The sequence below is a fragment of the Streptomyces sp. NPDC059037 genome, from assembly GCF_042740015.1.
Taxonomy (GTDB): Bacteria; Actinomycetota; Actinomycetes; order Streptomycetales; family Streptomycetaceae; genus Streptomyces.
This window is the reverse complement of record NZ_JBHYIG010000052.1, coordinates 22827-39022: the sequence shown is the minus strand read 5'-3', so window position 1 is coordinate 39022 and position 16196 is coordinate 22827. Positions and strand designations below refer to the sequence as shown.

The 16196-nt window shown below is 72.8% G+C and carries 13 protein-coding genes and 2 pseudogenes; 12 read left to right on the top strand and 3 right to left on the bottom strand.

What is annotated here, in order from left to right; genetic code table 11:
• Positions 1–246 (top strand): annotated as a pseudogene (locus ACFWY6_RS14015) (hypothetical protein); the annotation flags it as partial.
• Here the strand turns inward: ACFWY6_RS14015 and ACFWY6_RS14010 are convergent.
• Positions 236–1222, bottom strand: a complete 987-nt coding sequence (locus ACFWY6_RS14010) for a GlxA family transcriptional regulator (RefSeq protein ID WP_384689091.1) — start codon at positions 1220–1222, stop codon at positions 236–238. The pseudogene ACFWY6_RS14015 and the gene ACFWY6_RS14010 sit on opposite strands and share 11 nt — an antisense overlap.
• 150 nt (positions 1223–1372) lie before the next feature.
• Between ACFWY6_RS14010 and ACFWY6_RS14005 the strand changes: the two genes are divergently transcribed.
• Complete coding sequence (locus ACFWY6_RS14005; RefSeq protein ID WP_384689089.1) at positions 1373–2017, top strand: HD domain-containing protein; 645 nt, start codon at positions 1373–1375, stop codon at positions 2015–2017.
• Positions 2018–2058: 41 nt separating this feature from the next.
• Positions 2059–2540: pseudogene (locus ACFWY6_RS14000) on the top strand (Clp protease N-terminal domain-containing protein); the annotation flags it as partial.
• A 13-nt stretch (positions 2541–2553) separates the two neighbouring features.
• Here the strand turns inward: ACFWY6_RS14000 and ACFWY6_RS13995 are convergent.
• Entirely contained in the window at positions 2554–3636 is a 1083-nt protein-coding gene (locus ACFWY6_RS13995) for an isopenicillin N synthase family dioxygenase (RefSeq protein ID WP_384689086.1), read from the bottom strand.
• A gap of 96 nt (positions 3637–3732) precedes the next feature.
• Positions 3733–4599, bottom strand: a complete 867-nt coding sequence (locus tag ACFWY6_RS13990; RefSeq protein ID WP_384689102.1) for a (2Fe-2S)-binding protein — start codon at positions 4597–4599, stop codon at positions 3733–3735.
• A gap of 203 nt (positions 4600–4802) precedes the next feature.
• Here ACFWY6_RS13990 and ACFWY6_RS13985 point away from each other — a divergent pair, with 203 nt between their 5' ends.
• From ACFWY6_RS13985 to ACFWY6_RS13945, 9 genes are all read left to right on the top strand, one after another.
• On the top strand, positions 4803–5822 hold the full coding sequence (locus ACFWY6_RS13985) for a FecCD family ABC transporter permease (protein ID WP_384689084.1): 1020 nt from the start codon (positions 4803–4805) through the stop codon (positions 5820–5822).
• Complete coding sequence (locus ACFWY6_RS13980; protein WP_384689082.1) at positions 5819–6874, top strand: FecCD family ABC transporter permease; 1056 nt, start codon at positions 5819–5821, stop codon at positions 6872–6874. The genes ACFWY6_RS13985 and ACFWY6_RS13980 overlap by 4 nt, the downstream gene beginning before the upstream one ends.
• Positions 6871–7740 carry an ABC transporter ATP-binding protein gene (locus tag ACFWY6_RS13975; protein WP_384689079.1) on the top strand — a complete coding sequence of 290 codons (870 nt, stop codon included), beginning with the start codon at positions 6871–6873 and terminating at the stop codon, positions 7738–7740. Before ACFWY6_RS13980 ends, ACFWY6_RS13975 begins: the two co-directional genes overlap by 4 nt.
• Before the next feature lie 74 nt (positions 7741–7814).
• Positions 7815–8831 (top strand): ABC transporter substrate-binding protein, encoded by a 1017-nt coding sequence (locus ACFWY6_RS13970; RefSeq protein ID WP_384689076.1) that lies wholly within the window; start codon positions 7815–7817, stop codon positions 8829–8831.
• 134 nt (positions 8832–8965) lie between these two features.
• A complete protein-coding gene (locus tag ACFWY6_RS13965) occupies positions 8966–10156 on the top strand; it encodes an acetyl-CoA carboxylase biotin carboxylase subunit family protein (RefSeq protein WP_384689099.1) in 1191 nt (396 codons plus the stop codon).
• A complete protein-coding gene (locus ACFWY6_RS13960; RefSeq protein WP_384689075.1) occupies positions 10153–11922 on the top strand; it encodes an IucA/IucC family protein in 1770 nt (589 codons plus the stop codon). Before ACFWY6_RS13965 ends, ACFWY6_RS13960 begins: the two co-directional genes overlap by 4 nt.
• On the top strand, positions 11919–13124 hold the full coding sequence (locus ACFWY6_RS13955) for an MFS transporter (protein ID WP_384689072.1): 1206 nt from the start codon (positions 11919–11921) through the stop codon (positions 13122–13124). The genes ACFWY6_RS13960 and ACFWY6_RS13955 overlap by 4 nt, the downstream gene beginning before the upstream one ends.
• A gap of 22 nt (positions 13125–13146) precedes the next feature.
• Positions 13147–14988: an IucA/IucC family protein gene (locus tag ACFWY6_RS13950; RefSeq protein ID WP_384689070.1), complete on the top strand. Its 1842-nt coding sequence runs from the start codon at positions 13147–13149 to the stop codon at positions 14986–14988.
• The gene (locus ACFWY6_RS13945) at positions 14985–16187 is read left to right on the top strand and encodes a type III PLP-dependent enzyme (protein WP_384689067.1); all 1203 of its coding nucleotides are present in this window, start codon (positions 14985–14987) and stop codon (positions 16185–16187) included. The genes ACFWY6_RS13950 and ACFWY6_RS13945 overlap by 4 nt, the downstream gene beginning before the upstream one ends.
• Positions 16188–16196 lie beyond the last annotated feature (9 nt).

Genomic DNA, 16196 nt, shown 5'->3' with positions numbered 1-16196 from the left:
GAAGACCCCTTCTCCACAACGCTCGGCCCGCTCCTGATCACCTCGATCCACAAGATGTGGGGCGTCCCCGGATGGCTGCTCCTGGGAGGCGTCTTCCTCGTCGCCGGTCTTGCGATGGGGCCGGCGGTGCGCTGGGCGGAGGCGCCACGAAGGGGCGCGGGGAACTGCGCGACCAGCCACAACGGACCCGCCCCCGAGGATCTGGCCGCCGACACCCCCGAGGAACCCACCCCCATCACGCTCTGACCGCCGTCGTGCGAAAGCGCGCCGCGTACGCGGACGGTGTCGTCCCCAGGTGCCGGGCGAAGGCCCTGCGCAGCGTCTCGTCGCTGCCGAGGCCGCTGCGCTCGGCCGCGTCCGTGACAGCGGCGCCGCGTTCGAGGAGCATGCGGGCGGCCTCGAAGCGGAGGGACTCCACGTACGCGGCCGGGGTGGTGCCGAGCTGCCGCTTGAAGAGGCGGGTCAGGTGGCGGGGGCTGACCGCGGCCTTCGCGGCCAGGGCGGCGAGCCGGTGGTCGGCCGCCGGGTCGGCCGCGATCGCGTCCAGGAGCGGGCGGAGCACCGGGTGGCCGGTCGCCGGGGTGCGCGATGCGGCGGAGAACTGGGACTGCCCGCCCGGCCGTTGCAGGAAGACGACGAGGTCACGGGCGACCCGGCGGGCGAGGTCGGGACCGTGGTCCTGCTCGACCAGGGCCAGGCAGACGTCGATGCCCGCGCTGACCCCGGCCGAGGTGAAGACCGGGCCGTCCTGGACGTAGATGGCGTCCGCCGTCACGTCGGTGTCCGGGTACAGCCGGGCGAGTCGCGCCGCGTGCTCCCAGTGCGTCGTGGCCCGGCGCCCGCGCAGGAGGCCCGCGGCCGCGAGCGCGAACGCTCCCGTGCACACGGAGGCCAACCGCCCGGCGGCGTCGGCCAGTTGACCCACCAGCTCGACGAGTTCGGCCCGTCCGGCGAACGTGACGCGTTCGGCGTGGCCCGGCACGATCAGGGTGTCCGCGCGGCGTACACCGGCCGCCGGCAGGTCGGCCGCGATCCGCAGTCCGGTCGACGTCGTGACGTCCTGCCCGTCGGGGGTGCAGACCCGCACCGCATAGCCGCCTCCGGTGTAGCGGGCTGCGGTGGTGAAGACCTCCAGCGGTGCGGCGACGTCGAGCAGGCGTACGCCGTCGAAGGCGAGGACGTACACGTGGTGGGGGCGAGGTCGGTCCGGCTGCTTGGGCACGGGTCCACGGTAGCGGGAGAGCGTGTCCAGATGTGTGGGGTACCTGTCCGCAGAGACATGGCCGTGGGATGTGCGCCGCGGACAGGCTGGACCCACCGAACGCCGAGGTCACCCGGCGTCCGGCCCACCGCCGACGACAGGAGTCACACCATGACCGACACCTCCACCGCCGCCGGGGTCTCCGTCCCCGACACCGCGCTCGCCGCCGCGGCCACCGAGCTGGTGCGGGACACGACGGGCGAGCTGCTCTACCACCACTCCCGCCGAGTCTTCTGGTTCGGCAGCCTGCGGGGCGCTCGACGCGGGCTGAGCTTTGATCCTGAACTGCTCTACATCGGGGCGATGTTCCACGACCTGGGCCTGGCCGAGCGGTTCCACGGCAGCGGCCGCCGCTTCGAGGTGGACGGCGCCGACGAGGCGCGGCGCTTCCTGCGGAGCCACGGTGTCCCCGAGGACGGCGTGCGCCGGGTGTGGACGGCCATCGCCCTCCACACGACGCCGGGCGTCCCCGAGTTCATGGAGCCGGAGGTCGCGCTGGTCACCGCCGGCGTCGAGTACGACGTCCTGGGCATCGGCTACGACGACCTGACGGCCGAGGACCGTGCCGCGATCACCGCGCTGCACCCGCGCCCCGACTTCAAGCGGCGCATCCTGGAGGCGTTCGCCGAGGGCGTCGCGCCCAAGCCGGAGACCGCCTTCGGCAATGTGAAGGCCGATGTCCTCGCCCACTTCGTCCCGGGCCACACCCGCGGCGACTTCGTCGAGGTGATCCGGAACTCCCCTTGGGCGGAGTAGGCGGAGCAGCCGGAAGTGTCAACTCGGGGTTGAACGGTCACATCGCCGCGGATCACCTCGGCGACGTCGCGGACCATCTCATCGGCCACTTCGTGGACCAGGCCCGGCGCTCGGGCGCCTCCTGGACGGACATCGGCAAGAGCAGGGGAGTCACCCGGCAGGTCATCTCACCCTCGGCCTGCTCACCGAAGCGGACGCGCTCGCAGCGAAGGCGATCGTCGCGCAGGGCGTGGACCTCGATGTCGTACGCGAGAGGATCACCGACGCCCTGCCGCCCGCGGTCGGCGAGGTGCCCGACCTCATCCCGTACGACGCGCCCGCGCGAAAGGTCCTCGAACTGACCTTCCGTGAGGCCCTGCGCCTCGGCCACAACCACATCGGCACCGAGCACCTGCTGCTCGCGCTCCTCGAGGCGGAGGACGGATCGGGCACGCTCGCGGGCCTCGGCATCGACAAGGCGACCGCCGAGGCGAACATCGTGCAGGCCGTGGAGGCGATCCGCGCCGCCCACGAACAGGCCTGACACGAGCGGCGGTTCAGGCCCGGCCCTCCCGTTCGGCCGCGGCGAGCACCCGCGCCGCCTCCCGGACGGCCGCCACGTTCGCCTTGCCCTGCCGGGAGCCCGCCAGCTTCGCCTTGATGTGGTCGCGTACGAGGATCGGTTCGTAGGCCAGTTCGTCGGCGGCGTCCAGATGGCCGGGCAGGGTGGCGATGACCGCGTCGACGTTGCCGTCGTGGAAGTACGCGGCGGAGCGCCGCCGGACGATGCCGCCGTCGACGGTCGGCGGTTTGACGCGGTGCAGCGTGGACATCCAGCGGTCGTTGGTGAGCCTGGCGGTGAGGTCGCCGAGGTTGACCAGGAGCGCGCCGTCGACGGGGGTCACGTCGTGCCAGACCTCGTCGGTACCGAGCACCTGCAGCCCGGCGACCTGGTCCGCCCACAACACGGTGACCAGGCCGAAGTCGGTGTGCTCACTCATGCCGATCAGGTCGCCGTCGAGGGCGGCGGTCCCTTCCGGCAGCGCGTAGTTGTTCATGCGCAGTACGTCGATGGAGTGGTCGGTGAGCGGCTCGAAGAAGTCCGGCCGCTCCCCCAGGGCGTCGGCGAAGATCCGGGTGAGGGTGCGGGCCACCCGGCCCGCCTGCTCGAAGTAGGCCCGCACCGCCGGTTCGAAGCCGGGGACCTCGGCGGGCCAGACGTTGAGTCCGTAGTCGTCCTCGGAGAGGTCGAGTCCGGGGAACGAACGGGCTTCCGTGCCGATGTTGAACGCTTCGAAGAAGTCGTTCATGCGCGCCGCCGACTCGACGCCGAGGCTCAGGCTGAGCGATTCACTCTGGGGCGGGCTGTAGCCGCGGTTCGCCCCGGTGACCCGGTACGCCTTCTTCGCCGGCAGAGGCAGGGCGAAGAAGCCGTCCACGGCGCCGGTCAGGCCGTCCAGGACCGCGTCGGGGATGCCGTGGCCGAGGATCTGGATGAAGCCGACGCGGGCGCAGGCGTCGTCGATCTCCCGTGCCACGCGGGCGCGTTCGGCCTCCGGGCCGCCGTCCGCCACGTACGGCGTGATGTCGATGACGGGCACCGCGAACGGCCCGGAGGGCGCCTTCGTGGACCGGGACATGGGCGGCTCCTGTCGTGGGCGTCGGCGCGATGCTACGGCGGGCGGAGGCATCGGCGCAGCGGCGCGCGGCGCAGGTGGCGCCGCGGTCAGGCCCCTTCAGGCACCGGCGCGCTCCGCCTCCAGCCTGCGCAGCCGTTCGGCGTCGCAGACGCGGGGGCAGGTTCCGCACGCGTCGGCGGCCGGGATCGTGTAGTAGAGGCAGCAGCCCAGGCGTGTCCGGGTCGGGTGGCGCGCCCCGTCCCGGGTCGTCAGATGCCGGAAGGCGGCGCCGCCGGGGAAGGGCTCGACGGGTCCGGGAAGCAGCGCGTCGACGGCCCGCAGCGACTCCTCCTCCTGGCCGAGCATCCGGCCCAGGTACCAGATCCCGGAGATCAGATCGTCGCCCGCCATGCCCCACAACGCCCGTGGCCCGCGGCGTAGTTGGGGTCCGATCGCGTCGAGCAGCGGCCGCATGTGCGCGACCACCGCCGCGCGCAGTTCGGTGCGCAGTGACTCCTCGTCCGGCAGCACCCGGACGCCGGGGAGTCCGGCGGCCGGGTCGTCTGGGAAGCAGGCGAAGGAGCCGGGGACGACTTCGAAGTCGCCGGTCGTCAGGTCGACCCGGACGTCGGCGGGCCGGATGCGCGGCACGCGCCGTTCCAGGTACCACGCGCCGCTCATCAGCAGCGAGACGGACCAGAGATAGCCGTGCAGCGCGCGGGACGCGGCGACGTCCGGCCGGGGCGTGTGGTCGTGGCCGGCCCGGATGCGGGCGGCCTCGGCCTCGACGAACGCCGCCAGGGCGTCCTGCCGCTCCGCCAACTCCGCACCGGTGAGCCACCCTTGACGCGCGGGGAAGCCGGGTTTCGCGACCGTGACGGCAAGCGTCTCGCACCGCGCGGCGAGCCTCTGGTAGGTCGCGGCAAGCAGGGCGGCGGGGCTCAGGGCGGTGGCGGTCGGCGCCATCGCCGGGGCCACGGTCAGCGGCACTCGTACTCCTCGGAGGGCAGGGCAGGTTGATCGGTCGTCCGTCGGCGGAGCGTCCACCGCGAACAAGTAAGGCTTACCTTATTTCTCGCCGTCGCGCCTCTTCGGGAGGGCGCGCCGCACACCGTCACCGCCACACGTAACGCTTCACTCACAGCCGGTTGACAGCTTTAGGTATGCCTAACCTAAACTCCTCCCTCGTGTCCAAGATCGATCAGGCCACCCCATCGGGTGGTCTCTCCGCACGGCGGATCCCCCTACTCCTCGCCGGATTCGGCGCGTTGGTGCTGTGCGCCGCGCTGAGCCTGGCCCTGGGGTCACGCCCGGTGCCGCTGTCCACGGTGGCCGACGCCCTCTTCGGCGACGCCCAGGGGCGGGACGCGATCGTGGTCACGGGGCTGCGGCTGCCGCGCACCGTCGTGGCGCTCGCCGTCGGCGCCGCACTCGGCGTGGCGGGAGCGGTCGCCCAGGGCATCACCCGCAACCCGCTCGCCTCGCCGACCACCCTCGGCATCAACGCGGGCGCGGGCTTCGCGGTGGTCGTCGCCATCTACACCCTCCATCTCACCCAGCCCATCGAGTACCTCTGGTTCGCCTTCGCCGGAGCCGCCGGGGCCGGGATGCTCGCCCAGCTCCTGGCCCGCCGCGCCGGCGATCTCGACCCGGTGCGGCTCGCCCTCGGCGGCGTGGTGCTGCAGATGGTGCTCCTGTCCTGGACCCAGGCCGTGATGCTGGCCAGCGAACGCACCCTGGACGAGGCCCGCTTCTGGCTCGCGGGGTCCCTTTCCGGGCGCACCCTCGACGTGCTCTGGCCGGTGCTTCCCACCCTCGTCATCGGCCTGGTCGTGGCCCTCGCGATCTCGCCCGCCCTCAACGCCCTCGCCCTGGGCGACGACTCGGCGCAGGCGCTCGGCGTGCCGGTGGCCAGGATCCGGGTGACCGGCGGGATCGCGGTCGTGCTGCTCGCCGGTTCGGCGGTCGCGATCGCCGGGCCCGTGGCCTTCATCGGGCTGGCCGCCCCGCACCTGGTGCGGCTCGCGGTCGGCTCCGACCACCGGCTGCTCGTACCGGGCTGTCTGATCGCAGGGCCCCTGCTGCTCCTGGCCGCCGATGTGCTCGGCCGGGTCGTCGTGCGCCCCTCCGAACTGGAGGTCGGCATCGTCAGCGCCTTCCTCGGCGCACCGCTCCTCGCGGTCCTCGCCCGGAAGGTGGCCCGATGACCGTCCTCGCCGTACGTGAGGTCAAGGCCGCGCCGACCGGGGCGCGCGCCCGGCAGCGCCGCCGCGTCGCGCTGCTCGCCCTCTGCGCCGTCGCCCTCCTCTTCGTCCTGGTCACGCTCGCCCTGACGACCGGGCAGATTCCTCTTTCCGCCTCCGTCGCGCTGCGCGGCCTGGTCGGTCTCGGCGACCCCGGCGACGTCCTCGTCGTACAGGACTTCCGGGCGCCCCGGATGACCGCCGCGGTCATCGCCGGTGTCGGGCTCGGCATCGCCGGGTCGCTGCTGCAACGCGTGTTCCGCAACCCCCTGGCGTCGCCCGACGTGATGGGCGTGACCGGCGGTGCCTCCTTCGGTGCCGTGGTGCTGCTCGCCACCGGGGCGTCGCAGATGCTGATCCCGGTGGCCGCGCTCGGCGGCGGGTTGCTCGCCGCGCTGCTGCTCGGGGTGTTCGGCTGGCGCTCGGGGCTCACCGTCACGCGGCTCGTGCTCGTCGGCCTCGCCGTCCAGGCGGGTCTGGCCGCCGCGGTGAACCTCATGGTCGTCCGCTTCCCCGCCGAGCTCGCGAGCTCCGCACTGCAGTGGACCACCGGCTCCCTCTACGGGCGCACCTGGACCGAAGTCGGCGCAGCGGGAGGTGCGGTGGCGCTCGCGCTGCTCGCCGCGTTCGCCCTGCAGCGGCGCCTCGCCGTCCTGGACCTGGGCGACGAGTCGGCGGGCGGGCTCGGCCTGAACCCCTCCGCCGCGCGGCTCCAACTCCTGGTCACCGCCGTCGTCCTGGCCTCGCTTGCCGCCGCGCTCACCGGCCCCGTGGCGTTCGTCGCACTCGCGGTGCCGCATCTGGTGCGGTTCGTCGCGGGCCCGCCGACGCCGGGGACGCTCGCGCTGACCGGTCTCGCGGGCGCCGTCCTGCTGCTCGCGTCGGACCTGCTCGTGCAGCACCTGCTGCCGGTGTCCGGGCTTCCGGTCGGTGTCGTCACCGCGACGCTCGGCGCCCCCTGGCTCCTAGTCCTGATGATCCGCCAGAGCAGGCCCGTCAACCGGAGTGCCGCATGAGCCCCACCCAGACGTCCACGCAGAAGTCCCCCGCCGGCGCGTCCCCCGCCAACCAGCTCTCCACGCACGGGCTCGACCTGCGCTACGGCGAGAAGGTCGTCGTCGGCGGTCTCGACGTGACGCTGCCCGGCGGCGCCGTCACCGCCATCGTCGGCCCCAACGCCTGCGGCAAGTCGACGCTGCTCAGGGGCCTCGCCCGCCTGCTCGCCCCGGCCGGCGGCAGCGTGGCCCTGGACGGCGCGGACATCCACCGCATGTCGGCGCGTGCCCTTGCCCGCCGGATGGGCCTGCTGCCGCAGCAGCCGGTCACGCCCGACGCCATCACCGTCGAAGCGCTCGTACGCCTGGGCCGCTACCCGCACCAGACCTTCCTCAGCCCCTGGTCCAAGGCCGACCAGGCGGCGGTGGACGCGGCCTTGGAGCGCACCGGCACCGCCGGGCTGCGCGACCAGTCGGTGGACCGGCTCTCCGGCGGCCAGCGCCAGCGCGCCTGGATCGCCCTGGCCCTGGCGCAAGACACCGAACTGCTTCTCCTCGACGAGCCGACCACCTTCCTCGATCTGCGGCACCAGCTCGACGTACTCGATCTGGTGGCCGATCTGCACGCCGAGGCGGGCCGCACCGTGGTGATGGTGCTGCACGACCTCGGGCAGGCCGCCCGGTACGCGGACCATCTGGTCGTCCTCAAGGACGGGCAACTGGCCGCCGCGGGCAAGCCCGCCGACGTACTCGACGCCGACCTCGTCAAGGACGTGTTCGACGTCGACTGCCGGGTCATCCCCGACCCGGAGACCGGCACCCCGCTGGTCGTTCCGAAGGGCAGGGCCGCCCGTCACACGTCGGGGGATCCGGCCGTCCCCGCCTGATCACCCGCTCCGGCGCCCCACCGCCCCTTACGTCCCGTCCCCATCTCCGCTCACAGCAAGGAAAAACCACCCTCATGAACACCAGAACCGTCCCGCGCGGTCTGCGCAGGCTCAGTGCCGTCCTGCTCACCGTCGTCCTCGGCACCGGCACCCTCGCCGCGTGCGGCGGTGACTCCGAGAAGGACGACAAGGGCAAGGCGGACGCCGCCGCCGACGCCGGTTTCCCGCGCACCATCAAGCACGCGATGGGCAGCACGGAGATTCCCGCCGCCCCGCAGAAGGTCGTCGTCCTGGACACCGGCGAGCTCGACGACGTCACGCTGCTCGGCATCAAGCCGGTCGGCGCGGTCTCCCCGCACTTCAAGACCGCGGGCGGCTTCCCCTCGTACCTCAAGGACAAGATCGGCGGGGTGAAGGACGTCGGCCCGATGGAGGAGCCGAACCTGGAGCTGATCGCCTCCCTCAAGCCCGATCTGATCCTGTCCTCCAAGGTCCGGCACGAGAAGGTCTACGACAAGCTCAAGGCCATCGCCCCGACCGTCTTCACCGAGACCACCGGTGCTCCCTGGAAGGAGAACCTGAAGGTCCACGCCAAGGCGCTCGGCAAGGAGAAGCAGGCCGCCACCGCGATGGCGGACTACGAGGCGCACGCCAAGGCCCTCGGCGAGTCCATCAAGAAGAAGTACAAGGGCAAGATGCCGTCGGCCTCGGTCGTCCGGTTCGTCGCGGGCCCGACCCGGCTCTACCAGAAGTCCTCGTACAGCGGCATCGTGCTCGACGACATCGGCCTGACCCGCCCGGCCTCGCAGAACTCGGCCGACCCCGAGAAGCCGATGCTCGACGTCAGCCCCGAGCAGATCGACAAGGCCGAGGCCGACCTGATCTTCGTGACTGTCGCCGACGATCCGGACAAGACCCAGCAGAAGGACGTCACGTCCAACCCCGTCTGGAAGGACCTGAAGGCCGTCAAGCAGGACAAGGTCTTCACCGTCCCGGACGAGACGTGGATGTCGGGCATCGGCGTCCAGGCCGCGGAGCACGTCCTTGAGGACGTCGCGAAGGCCACCGGCGCCGAACTGCCCAAGAAGTAGGCAGGCACGCGCCACGGGGCGGGCCCGCGAACGGCCCGCCCCTCTTCTCTTTCCCTCCCCCCCGCTTTCTCTTTGCTCTTACTCCCCCCGCTCACGCCACGCGTCTCCGTGCACACCCGGAAGTGGACTCGCCCATGCGGCTGTACGTCCTTGCCCGCAACCCCACCGACTCGGTCACCGAAGGCTTCCTGCCCGCCGCTCGCCGGCTCGGTCTCGACATCACGCTCCTCACCGATCAGCCCGGCTCCCATCGGAGCGGGCACCCGGACCTGGAGATCCTGGAGTGCGACGTACGCGACTTCCGCGCCGTCGTCAGCCGGATCTCGACGCATCACTCCCCCGACGCGATCTTCAGCAACAGCGACCACCTCCAGACCCAGACCGCCCTGGCCGCCGAGTACTTCGGGCTGCCCGGCAAGGACTGGCGGGTGACGCTGCGCGCCAAGGACAAGGCGCAGATGCGCCGCCATCTCACCGCCGCGGGCGTCGACGCGGTGTGGTCGACGGAGCTCGCCGCCGGGCAGGATCCGGCCGGACTCGCCGCCCTCGACGTGCCCTACCCCTGCGTGGTCAAGCCCCGTGAGGGAGTGGCGAGCGAGGACGTCGTCCTCGTCGAGGAGCCGGCGCAGCTCCTGAAGCGGTGCGCGGAGATCCAGGCCCGGCGCCCCGACATGGCGATCGTCGTCGAGGAGTTCCTCGCCGGGGAGCTGTGCACCCTGGAGACGCTCGGCGACGGCCTGCGGCGCCATGTCCTCGGCGGCTTCCGGACGCGGCTGTCGCCACCGCCGTACTTCATCGAGGAGCGGCTCGCCTTCGAGCCCGCGCATCCGGAGCCGGTGGTCGCCCAGGTGCTCGCCCAACTGGACGCACTGGGCGTGGGGTTCGGCGCCTGCCACACCGAGTTCGTGGTCGCGGACGGCCGGGCGCGGCTCATCGAGGTCAACTACCGCGCCATCGGTGACCAGTGCGATCTGCTTCTCGCGCAGCTGCTGGGCATACCGCTCTTCGAGCACATCCTCCGTACGCATCTGGGCGAGCCGCTCCCCGCTGATCTCGGCGCGCGGACCGACGGCCGGGCGGTCCTCGACTATCCCTGCGCCCAGCGGTCCGGGACGCTGACGTCGGCCCCCGAGGCGACCGACATCGACCTGGACGGGGTGCGCCTGACATACCGTCCGCTGCGCGGGATCGGCGAGCGGCACGAGATCCAGGGCACCAACCGTGACCTCCTCGGCGTCGTACGGGCCATCGGCACCGACCAGAACACCGTGGACCGGGCCGTCGCCGATTTCATCGCCGCGCAGCGCTGGGAGATCACCCCGTGACGCGCCCCACGGGCCTCGCGCCGGTCGCCGGGGTCGAGGCCGAACTCCTGCTGCGCGTCCTGAGCGCGCTCCTCCGGGAGGACGTGGTGGGGTGGCGGACCCGGAGCGAGCCCGTGCGGCGCGCGGACGGGGAGTGGCTGCGCCTCGGGCACGGCGCCGGTGACGCCCTGCTGATGGCGGTCCACGAGGACGGCTTCCAGAGTGCGTACGCCGCCCGGCTCCCGCTGCTTCTGCGCGAGTCCGACGGCATCGCGCTCGACGACGCGGAGTCGATCACCGGCGCGCTCGGCGAGCTCGCCGAGCCCGTCGACCGTGCCGGGTTCGCGGCCTTCGCCGAGGAGTGCGGGCAGGCTCTCGACGCCCTGCGGCTGCACGCCGAGACCGGCGACGAGATCGACACCGCGCTCGTCGAACGGTACGGCGGTGATCCCGCCGCCTGGACGGGGCTCGCGGGCGGCCTCGGGTTCGACACACTCGCCGCGCGCTCGGACCACCCCGTGTATCCGACCTCGCGGGGCCGTTCCGGGCTCTCCGTCGGCCAACTCCGGTCGTACGCCCCTGAATTCGGGCCCCGTTTTACGTTGCGACAGCTGGCCCTGCCGTGCGAGGACATCACCGTGGGTGGCGGCACCGACAACCCGTGGCTGTCCCCTGCCGAAGCGGGCGCGCCGGATCTCGAAGGGAGCCATGCCGTCTTTCCCGTGCATCCCTTGACCGTGGGCGAACCACTGCGGCAGGCGCTGCGGGAGGCGGGGCTCGAAGGACGGGCGAAGCTCCTCGCCGGACCAGGACCCGAGGTCGTACCGACGCTGTCCATGCGGACCGTGGCCCTCACGGCGGATCCGGCGCGGCATCTCAAACTGCCGCTCGCCACCGCCACGTTGGGGCTGCGCAACCGTCGCACCATCAAACCGGGCACCCTGGTCGACGGCGCGGCGGGCCAGCGGCTCGTCGAGGCCGTCATCGCCCGCGAGCCCCGCTTCCAGGGCGCGGTCCTGCACGCCGACGAGACGCGGTACGCCCACGCCGGGCACGAACTGCTCGCCGTGCTCGTGCGCCGCTTCCCGTCCGGACTCGACGACGCCGTCGTCGTGCCGATGGCCGCGCTCCTGTGTCCGGCACCCGGCGGCCCGCTGCTGATCGACCGGCTCGCCGAGCGGTTCTACGGCGGCGACCCCCTCGCCCTCCTCGATGCCGTGTTCGCCCTCCTCTTCGACTGGCAGACCACGCTCTTCGCGTACGGGATCGCCCTCGAATCGCACCAGCAGAACATCTCACTGGTCATCGACGCATCGGCTGGTGGGCCTCGGCTACGGCTGCTCCTCAAGGACAACGACGGGCCGCGTGTCCACCACGCACGCCTGCGGTCCGTGATGGGCGAACAGGCGCCCGATCCGGGGGAGTTCGACGACGTGCGCATCTTCGTCGACGGGGACCGTCCCGTGCTCGATCTGTTCACCACCATCACCGTCCACCTCTGCGCGGGCTCGTACGCCTTCGGGCTCGCCCGGCACGGGCACGCCCCGCTGGAGCGACTCCTTCGCCTGGTGCGCGACCGGCTCGCGGAAGCGGCCGAGCGGCTCGGCACGGGCCCCGGCGAACCCGGCGCCCTGCTGCGCGCCCACGTCCTGGACGCGCCGGAGCTTCCGGTCAAGGCGATGGTCACCGCCGGGACCCTGCTCAGCAAGGAGCGCTCCGGGGCCGCCGACATCAACAAGCACTACACGACAGGACCCAACTACCTGCTGCGGACGGGGACTTCGTGACGGCCACCGCTTCATCCCCGCACCCGCTCTCGGACGGGCCGACGGTGGGGGCGGAGTTCGGGCGCCGGCAGGTGCACGCCGTCGCGGCCTGCTACTTCGTGGCGTCGTTCGCCGCGCTCGGGCTTCCCCCGTATCTGACCGAGATCCTGCCGGGGCTCGGCGACACGACCGCCCGCTGGGCGGGACTCCTGTATGTCGTACCGACCGTCTTCGGCGCGCTCGGCGCCCCCCTGTGGGGCCGCGCCGCCGACCGCTTCGGGCGAAAACGGCTGCTGCTGCGGGCCCAACTGGGCCTGGCCGTCTCGTTTCTGCTGGCGGGCTGGGCGGACTCCCTCAGCGCGTTCGCCGCGGCGCTGGTGCTTCAGGGCATCCTCGGCGGCACCTTCGCCGCGTCCAACGGCTATCTGGCGGCCGCGCTCAGCGGGGCGCATCTTTCCAAGGCGCTCACGCTGATGCAGGGCGCGGCCCGTGCGGCGCTGGTGTTCGCACCGATCGCCGTGGGCTCTCTGACGCCGTGGATCTCGCCGCACCGCCAGTACGCGCTGCTCGCCGTCCTGCCGCTGACCGCCGCGCTGATGCTCGCCCTGCTTCCGGAGCCCGGCCCCCGGGCGCCCGAGGCCGCCGCGGAGGGGGAGCCGGGCGGCACCGGCCCGCTCGCCCCGCTGGCGGCGCTGTACTGCTTCGAGTTCGCCTTCGTCTTCTCGACCGTCATCTCCTTCCCCTATCTGATCTCGCTGATCGAGGACCGAATACCCGGCGTCTCCCCGGTCGTCTCCGGCGCGCTCTTCGCCCTGCCGCACCTGTGCTATCTGCTGTTCGCGATGCGGGTGCACCAGGTCGTCGAGCGCCGCCCGGGGCCGGGGATCGCGACCGGTTTCGCCCTGGTGGCGCTCGGTCTCGCCGGGCACGGCGCCGCCGGTTCGCTGCCCGCCTTCGTCGGCGTGCGGCTGCTGCTCGGCGCCGGCCTCACGCTGGGCCTGGTCAGCCTGTCCGTGCTGGCCGCCGACTGCGCCAAAGGGCGTCCGCCCGGCGGGATGTTCGGCTCGCTCGAGCTCGTCTCCAAAGGCGGCGCGGTCGCCGCCGGCCTCGCCGCGGTGGCCGTCAGCAGTCTGTTCGGCCCGTCCGCGCCGGCCCTGACCGGTACCGCGATCGCCCTGGTGGCCCTGGTCGCCGCCGCCTTTCCCGCCACGTTCCGCCGCTAGTCCGCATCCGCTGGAGTCGTTGATGTCCTTGCCGACCGGCACGTTCCCCGCCCAGTCCTGCGCGTCGCCCGACGCGTCCGCCAAGGCCGCGACGTCGCCCGATCCGTCCGCGGCCCCGCTCGCCGGTGCCGCGCCCACCGGCCTGCCCGGCGCCGACCAGGCCGTGACGCACACCCTGCTCAACTGTCTGCTGCGCGAGGTCTCGGGCCCCGAGCACCAGACCGCCGTGGTCGACGGCAACCTCCTGCTCCGGCTGCCCCGGCGCGGGGTCCTGCTGCGCGTCGCGCTGCGCCGTGCCTCGCTGCTCGGCGCCCACCGCTTCACCGGACCGGTGACCGAGCAGCGCGACGGCCGCTGGGTGGACGTGGACTGGCGGCGCCTCGCCGAGTACACGCACGCCGAGCTGTTCCTGCGGACGGGCGTGAGCAACGAGGAGTTCCTCGAGCAGATCGCCTCCAGCCATGAGGGGGTCAGCGCCGCGATCGCCGCCGAACGCCCGGCGTCCGCCCCCGTCACCGACCAGACCCCGAAGTGGCTTGCGGGCTACCTCGCCTCCGAGCGGTCCCTGCTGTTCGGCCACCGCTTCCACCCCACGCCCAAGGCCCGCGGCGGCGATCTGTCCGACTGGGCGGCGTACGCTCCCGAGACCGCGGCCGCCTTCCCGCTGCGCCACCTCGCCGTGCGGGAGCATCTCGTCGCCGAGGAGACGGCGCGGCCGGACGCCACCGCTCCCCTGGACCGCCTCGGCGACGTGCCGGACGGCTACCGGCTGCTTCCCGTGCACCCCTGGCAGTACGACCTGCTGCGGGACCACCCGGGGCTGCGCGCCGCCATCGACCGCGCGGACGTCGTCGACCTGGGGACCGGCCACTCCCCTTTCGCGGCCACCGCTTCGGTGCGCACGCTGTACGACGGTGACACCTTCCTCAAGTTCAGCCTCAACGTCCGCATCACCAACTGCCTGCGCAAGAACGCCAGTTACGAACTGTCGGGCGCCGTCGCGCTCACCCGCGTACTGGAAGGCGCCCTGGACGACCTGGCCGTCCGCTTCCCCGGCAGCGCCGTGCTCCGCGAGCCCGCCTACCGCAGCCTCGCGCTGCCGGGCCCGGACGGGCACCCCGACCTCGCCCTCCTGGAAGGCTTCGGGGTGATCGTCCGCGAGGGGCTCGCCGGACGGCTGCTTCCGGGGACGACTCCGCTGCTCGCCGGGGCGGTGGCGGACGAGTATCCGACGGGGCCGGGACACATCTCCCGCCTCCTGGACGGCGCGGGTCCCGAGCGTGCCCTGCGGTGGTGGCAGTCCTACCTGCGGCTCCTGCTGCCGCCCGTGCTCGCCGCGTACTTCGACCACGGCCTGGTGCTCGAACCGCATCTGCAGAACGTCCTCGTCTGCGTCGACGACGAAGGCATGCCCGCCCAGGTGCTCTTCCGTGATCTGGAGGGCACCAAGCTGGTGCCCGAGCTGCACGCGGACACCCTGGCGGCGCTGCCGCCCGAGGTCGCGGGCCCGATGACGTACGACGCGCAGCGCGGCTGGGACCGCGTCGTCTACTGCCTCCTGGTCAACCATGTCGCCGAGCTGCTCGCCGCGCTCGCCGACCTGCACCCGCACACCGAGCCCGCCCTCTGGTCCCAAGTACGCGCCACCCTGCGGGAGTTCGCCGCCGCCCACGGCTGCCCGCCGCGCCTGAGCGCACTGCTCGCCGGAGTGCCGCTGCCCGCCAAGGCCAATCTGCTCACCCGCTGGGAGCGCAAGGCCGACCGGGACGCGGGCTATGTCCGCCTCACCTCTCCCTTTCCGCTCACCGAGCATGTGCGGGACCTGGGTACCCGCCCCGACGTCACCTGGAGCGCCGCCGGATGACCACTCCCCCTTCGGTCGTACGTGACCATGCCCTCTCCCTCGCCGCCGGGGAACTGCCCGCCTATCTCTACGACTTGGCGGCGCTGAGCGCCCATGCCGCAGCCGTACGCGCGGCGCTGCCCCCGCAGGTGGAGCTCTACTACGCCGCCAAGGCCAATCCCGAGCCGGAGATCCTGGCCGCGCTCCCGCCGTACGTCGACGGGTACGAGGTCTCGTCGGGCGGCGAACTCGCCCATGTCGCCAAGGCGGTGGCCGGACGCCCGCTGGCCTTCGGCGGCCCCGGCAAGACCCCGGACGAGATCGCCGCGGCCCTTGACCTCGGTGTGCGGCGCTTCCATGTGGAGAGCGCGTACGAACTGCGGATGCTCGCCGCGCTGACCGCCCGCGTGGCCCCTGAGGCCCGCGTCGACGTCCTGCTCCGGTTCAACCTTCCGCTGGACTCCGAGGCACTCGCGGGCAGTTCACTGGCGATGGGCGGACGCCCCACGCCCTTCGGTCTGGACCCGACGGAGGCGGACGAGGCGGTGGCCGCCTTCACCACAGGCGACGCCTCCCACCTCCAACTGGTCGGCGTGCACGCCCACTTGGCCAGCGGGCTCGACGCGCCGCAGCAGCTCGCGGTGGCCGGGTCGGTCGTCGCCTGGTCGCAGGCGCTCGCGCGACGGCACGGCATCCGGTTCACCGAGGTCAACGTCGGCGGCGGAATGGGCGTGGACTACGCCGATCCCGAGGCGCGCTTCGACTGGGCGGGCTACGGCCAAGGCCTAGCCGAACTCTGCGCGGCGCACCCCGAGTTGACGCTGCGCATCGAGCCGGGGCGCGCGCTGACCGCGTACTGCGGCTGGTACGCCACCGAGGTCCTCGACGTGAAGCGGAGCCACGGCGAGGAATTCGCGGTGGTGCGCGGCGGCACCCATCATCTGCGCACCCCCGCGGCCAAGGGCCACGATCAGCCCTGCGCGGTGCTGCCGGTGGGCGCGCCGTGGCCGCACCCCTGGCCCCGGTCCGAGGCGCGGCAGGACCGGGTGACGTTCGCGGGCCAGCTGTGCACGCCCAAGGACGTCCTCGCACGGCGGGTTCCGGCGCCCGGTCTGCGGGCGGGCGACCGGGTGGTGTTCGCCCTCGCGGGTGCGTACGCGTGGAACATCTCGCACCACGACTTCCTCATGCACCCGCGGCCGGGCTTCCACTTCCTCTGAACACCGGTC

Excerpts from the sequence above, each read along its gene's own strand:
- ACFWY6_RS13970 (WP_384689076.1), top strand. The coding sequence starts at position 7,815 with ATGAACACCAGAACCGTCCCGCGCGGTCTGCGCAGGCTCAGTGCCGTC.
- ACFWY6_RS13975 (WP_384689079.1), top strand. The coding sequence starts at position 6,871 with ATGAGCCCCACCCAGACGTCCACGCAGAAGTCCCCCGCCGGCGCGTCC.
- ACFWY6_RS14005 (WP_384689089.1), top strand. The coding sequence starts at position 1,373 with ATGACCGACACCTCCACCGCCGCCGGGGTCTCCGTCCCCGACACCGCG.
- ACFWY6_RS13980 (WP_384689082.1), top strand. The coding sequence starts at position 5,819 with ATGACCGTCCTCGCCGTACGTGAGGTCAAGGCCGCGCCGACCGGGGCG.
- ACFWY6_RS13945 (WP_384689067.1), top strand. The coding sequence starts at position 14,985 with ATGACCACTCCCCCTTCGGTCGTACGTGACCATGCCCTCTCCCTCGCC.
- ACFWY6_RS13950 (WP_384689070.1), top strand. The coding sequence starts at position 13,147 with ATGTCCTTGCCGACCGGCACGTTCCCCGCCCAGTCCTGCGCGTCGCCC.
- ACFWY6_RS13995 (WP_384689086.1), bottom strand. The coding sequence starts at position 3,636 with ATGTCCCGGTCCACGAAGGCGCCCTCCGGGCCGTTCGCGGTGCCCGTC.
- ACFWY6_RS13965 (WP_384689099.1), top strand. The coding sequence starts at position 8,966 with ATGCGGCTGTACGTCCTTGCCCGCAACCCCACCGACTCGGTCACCGAA.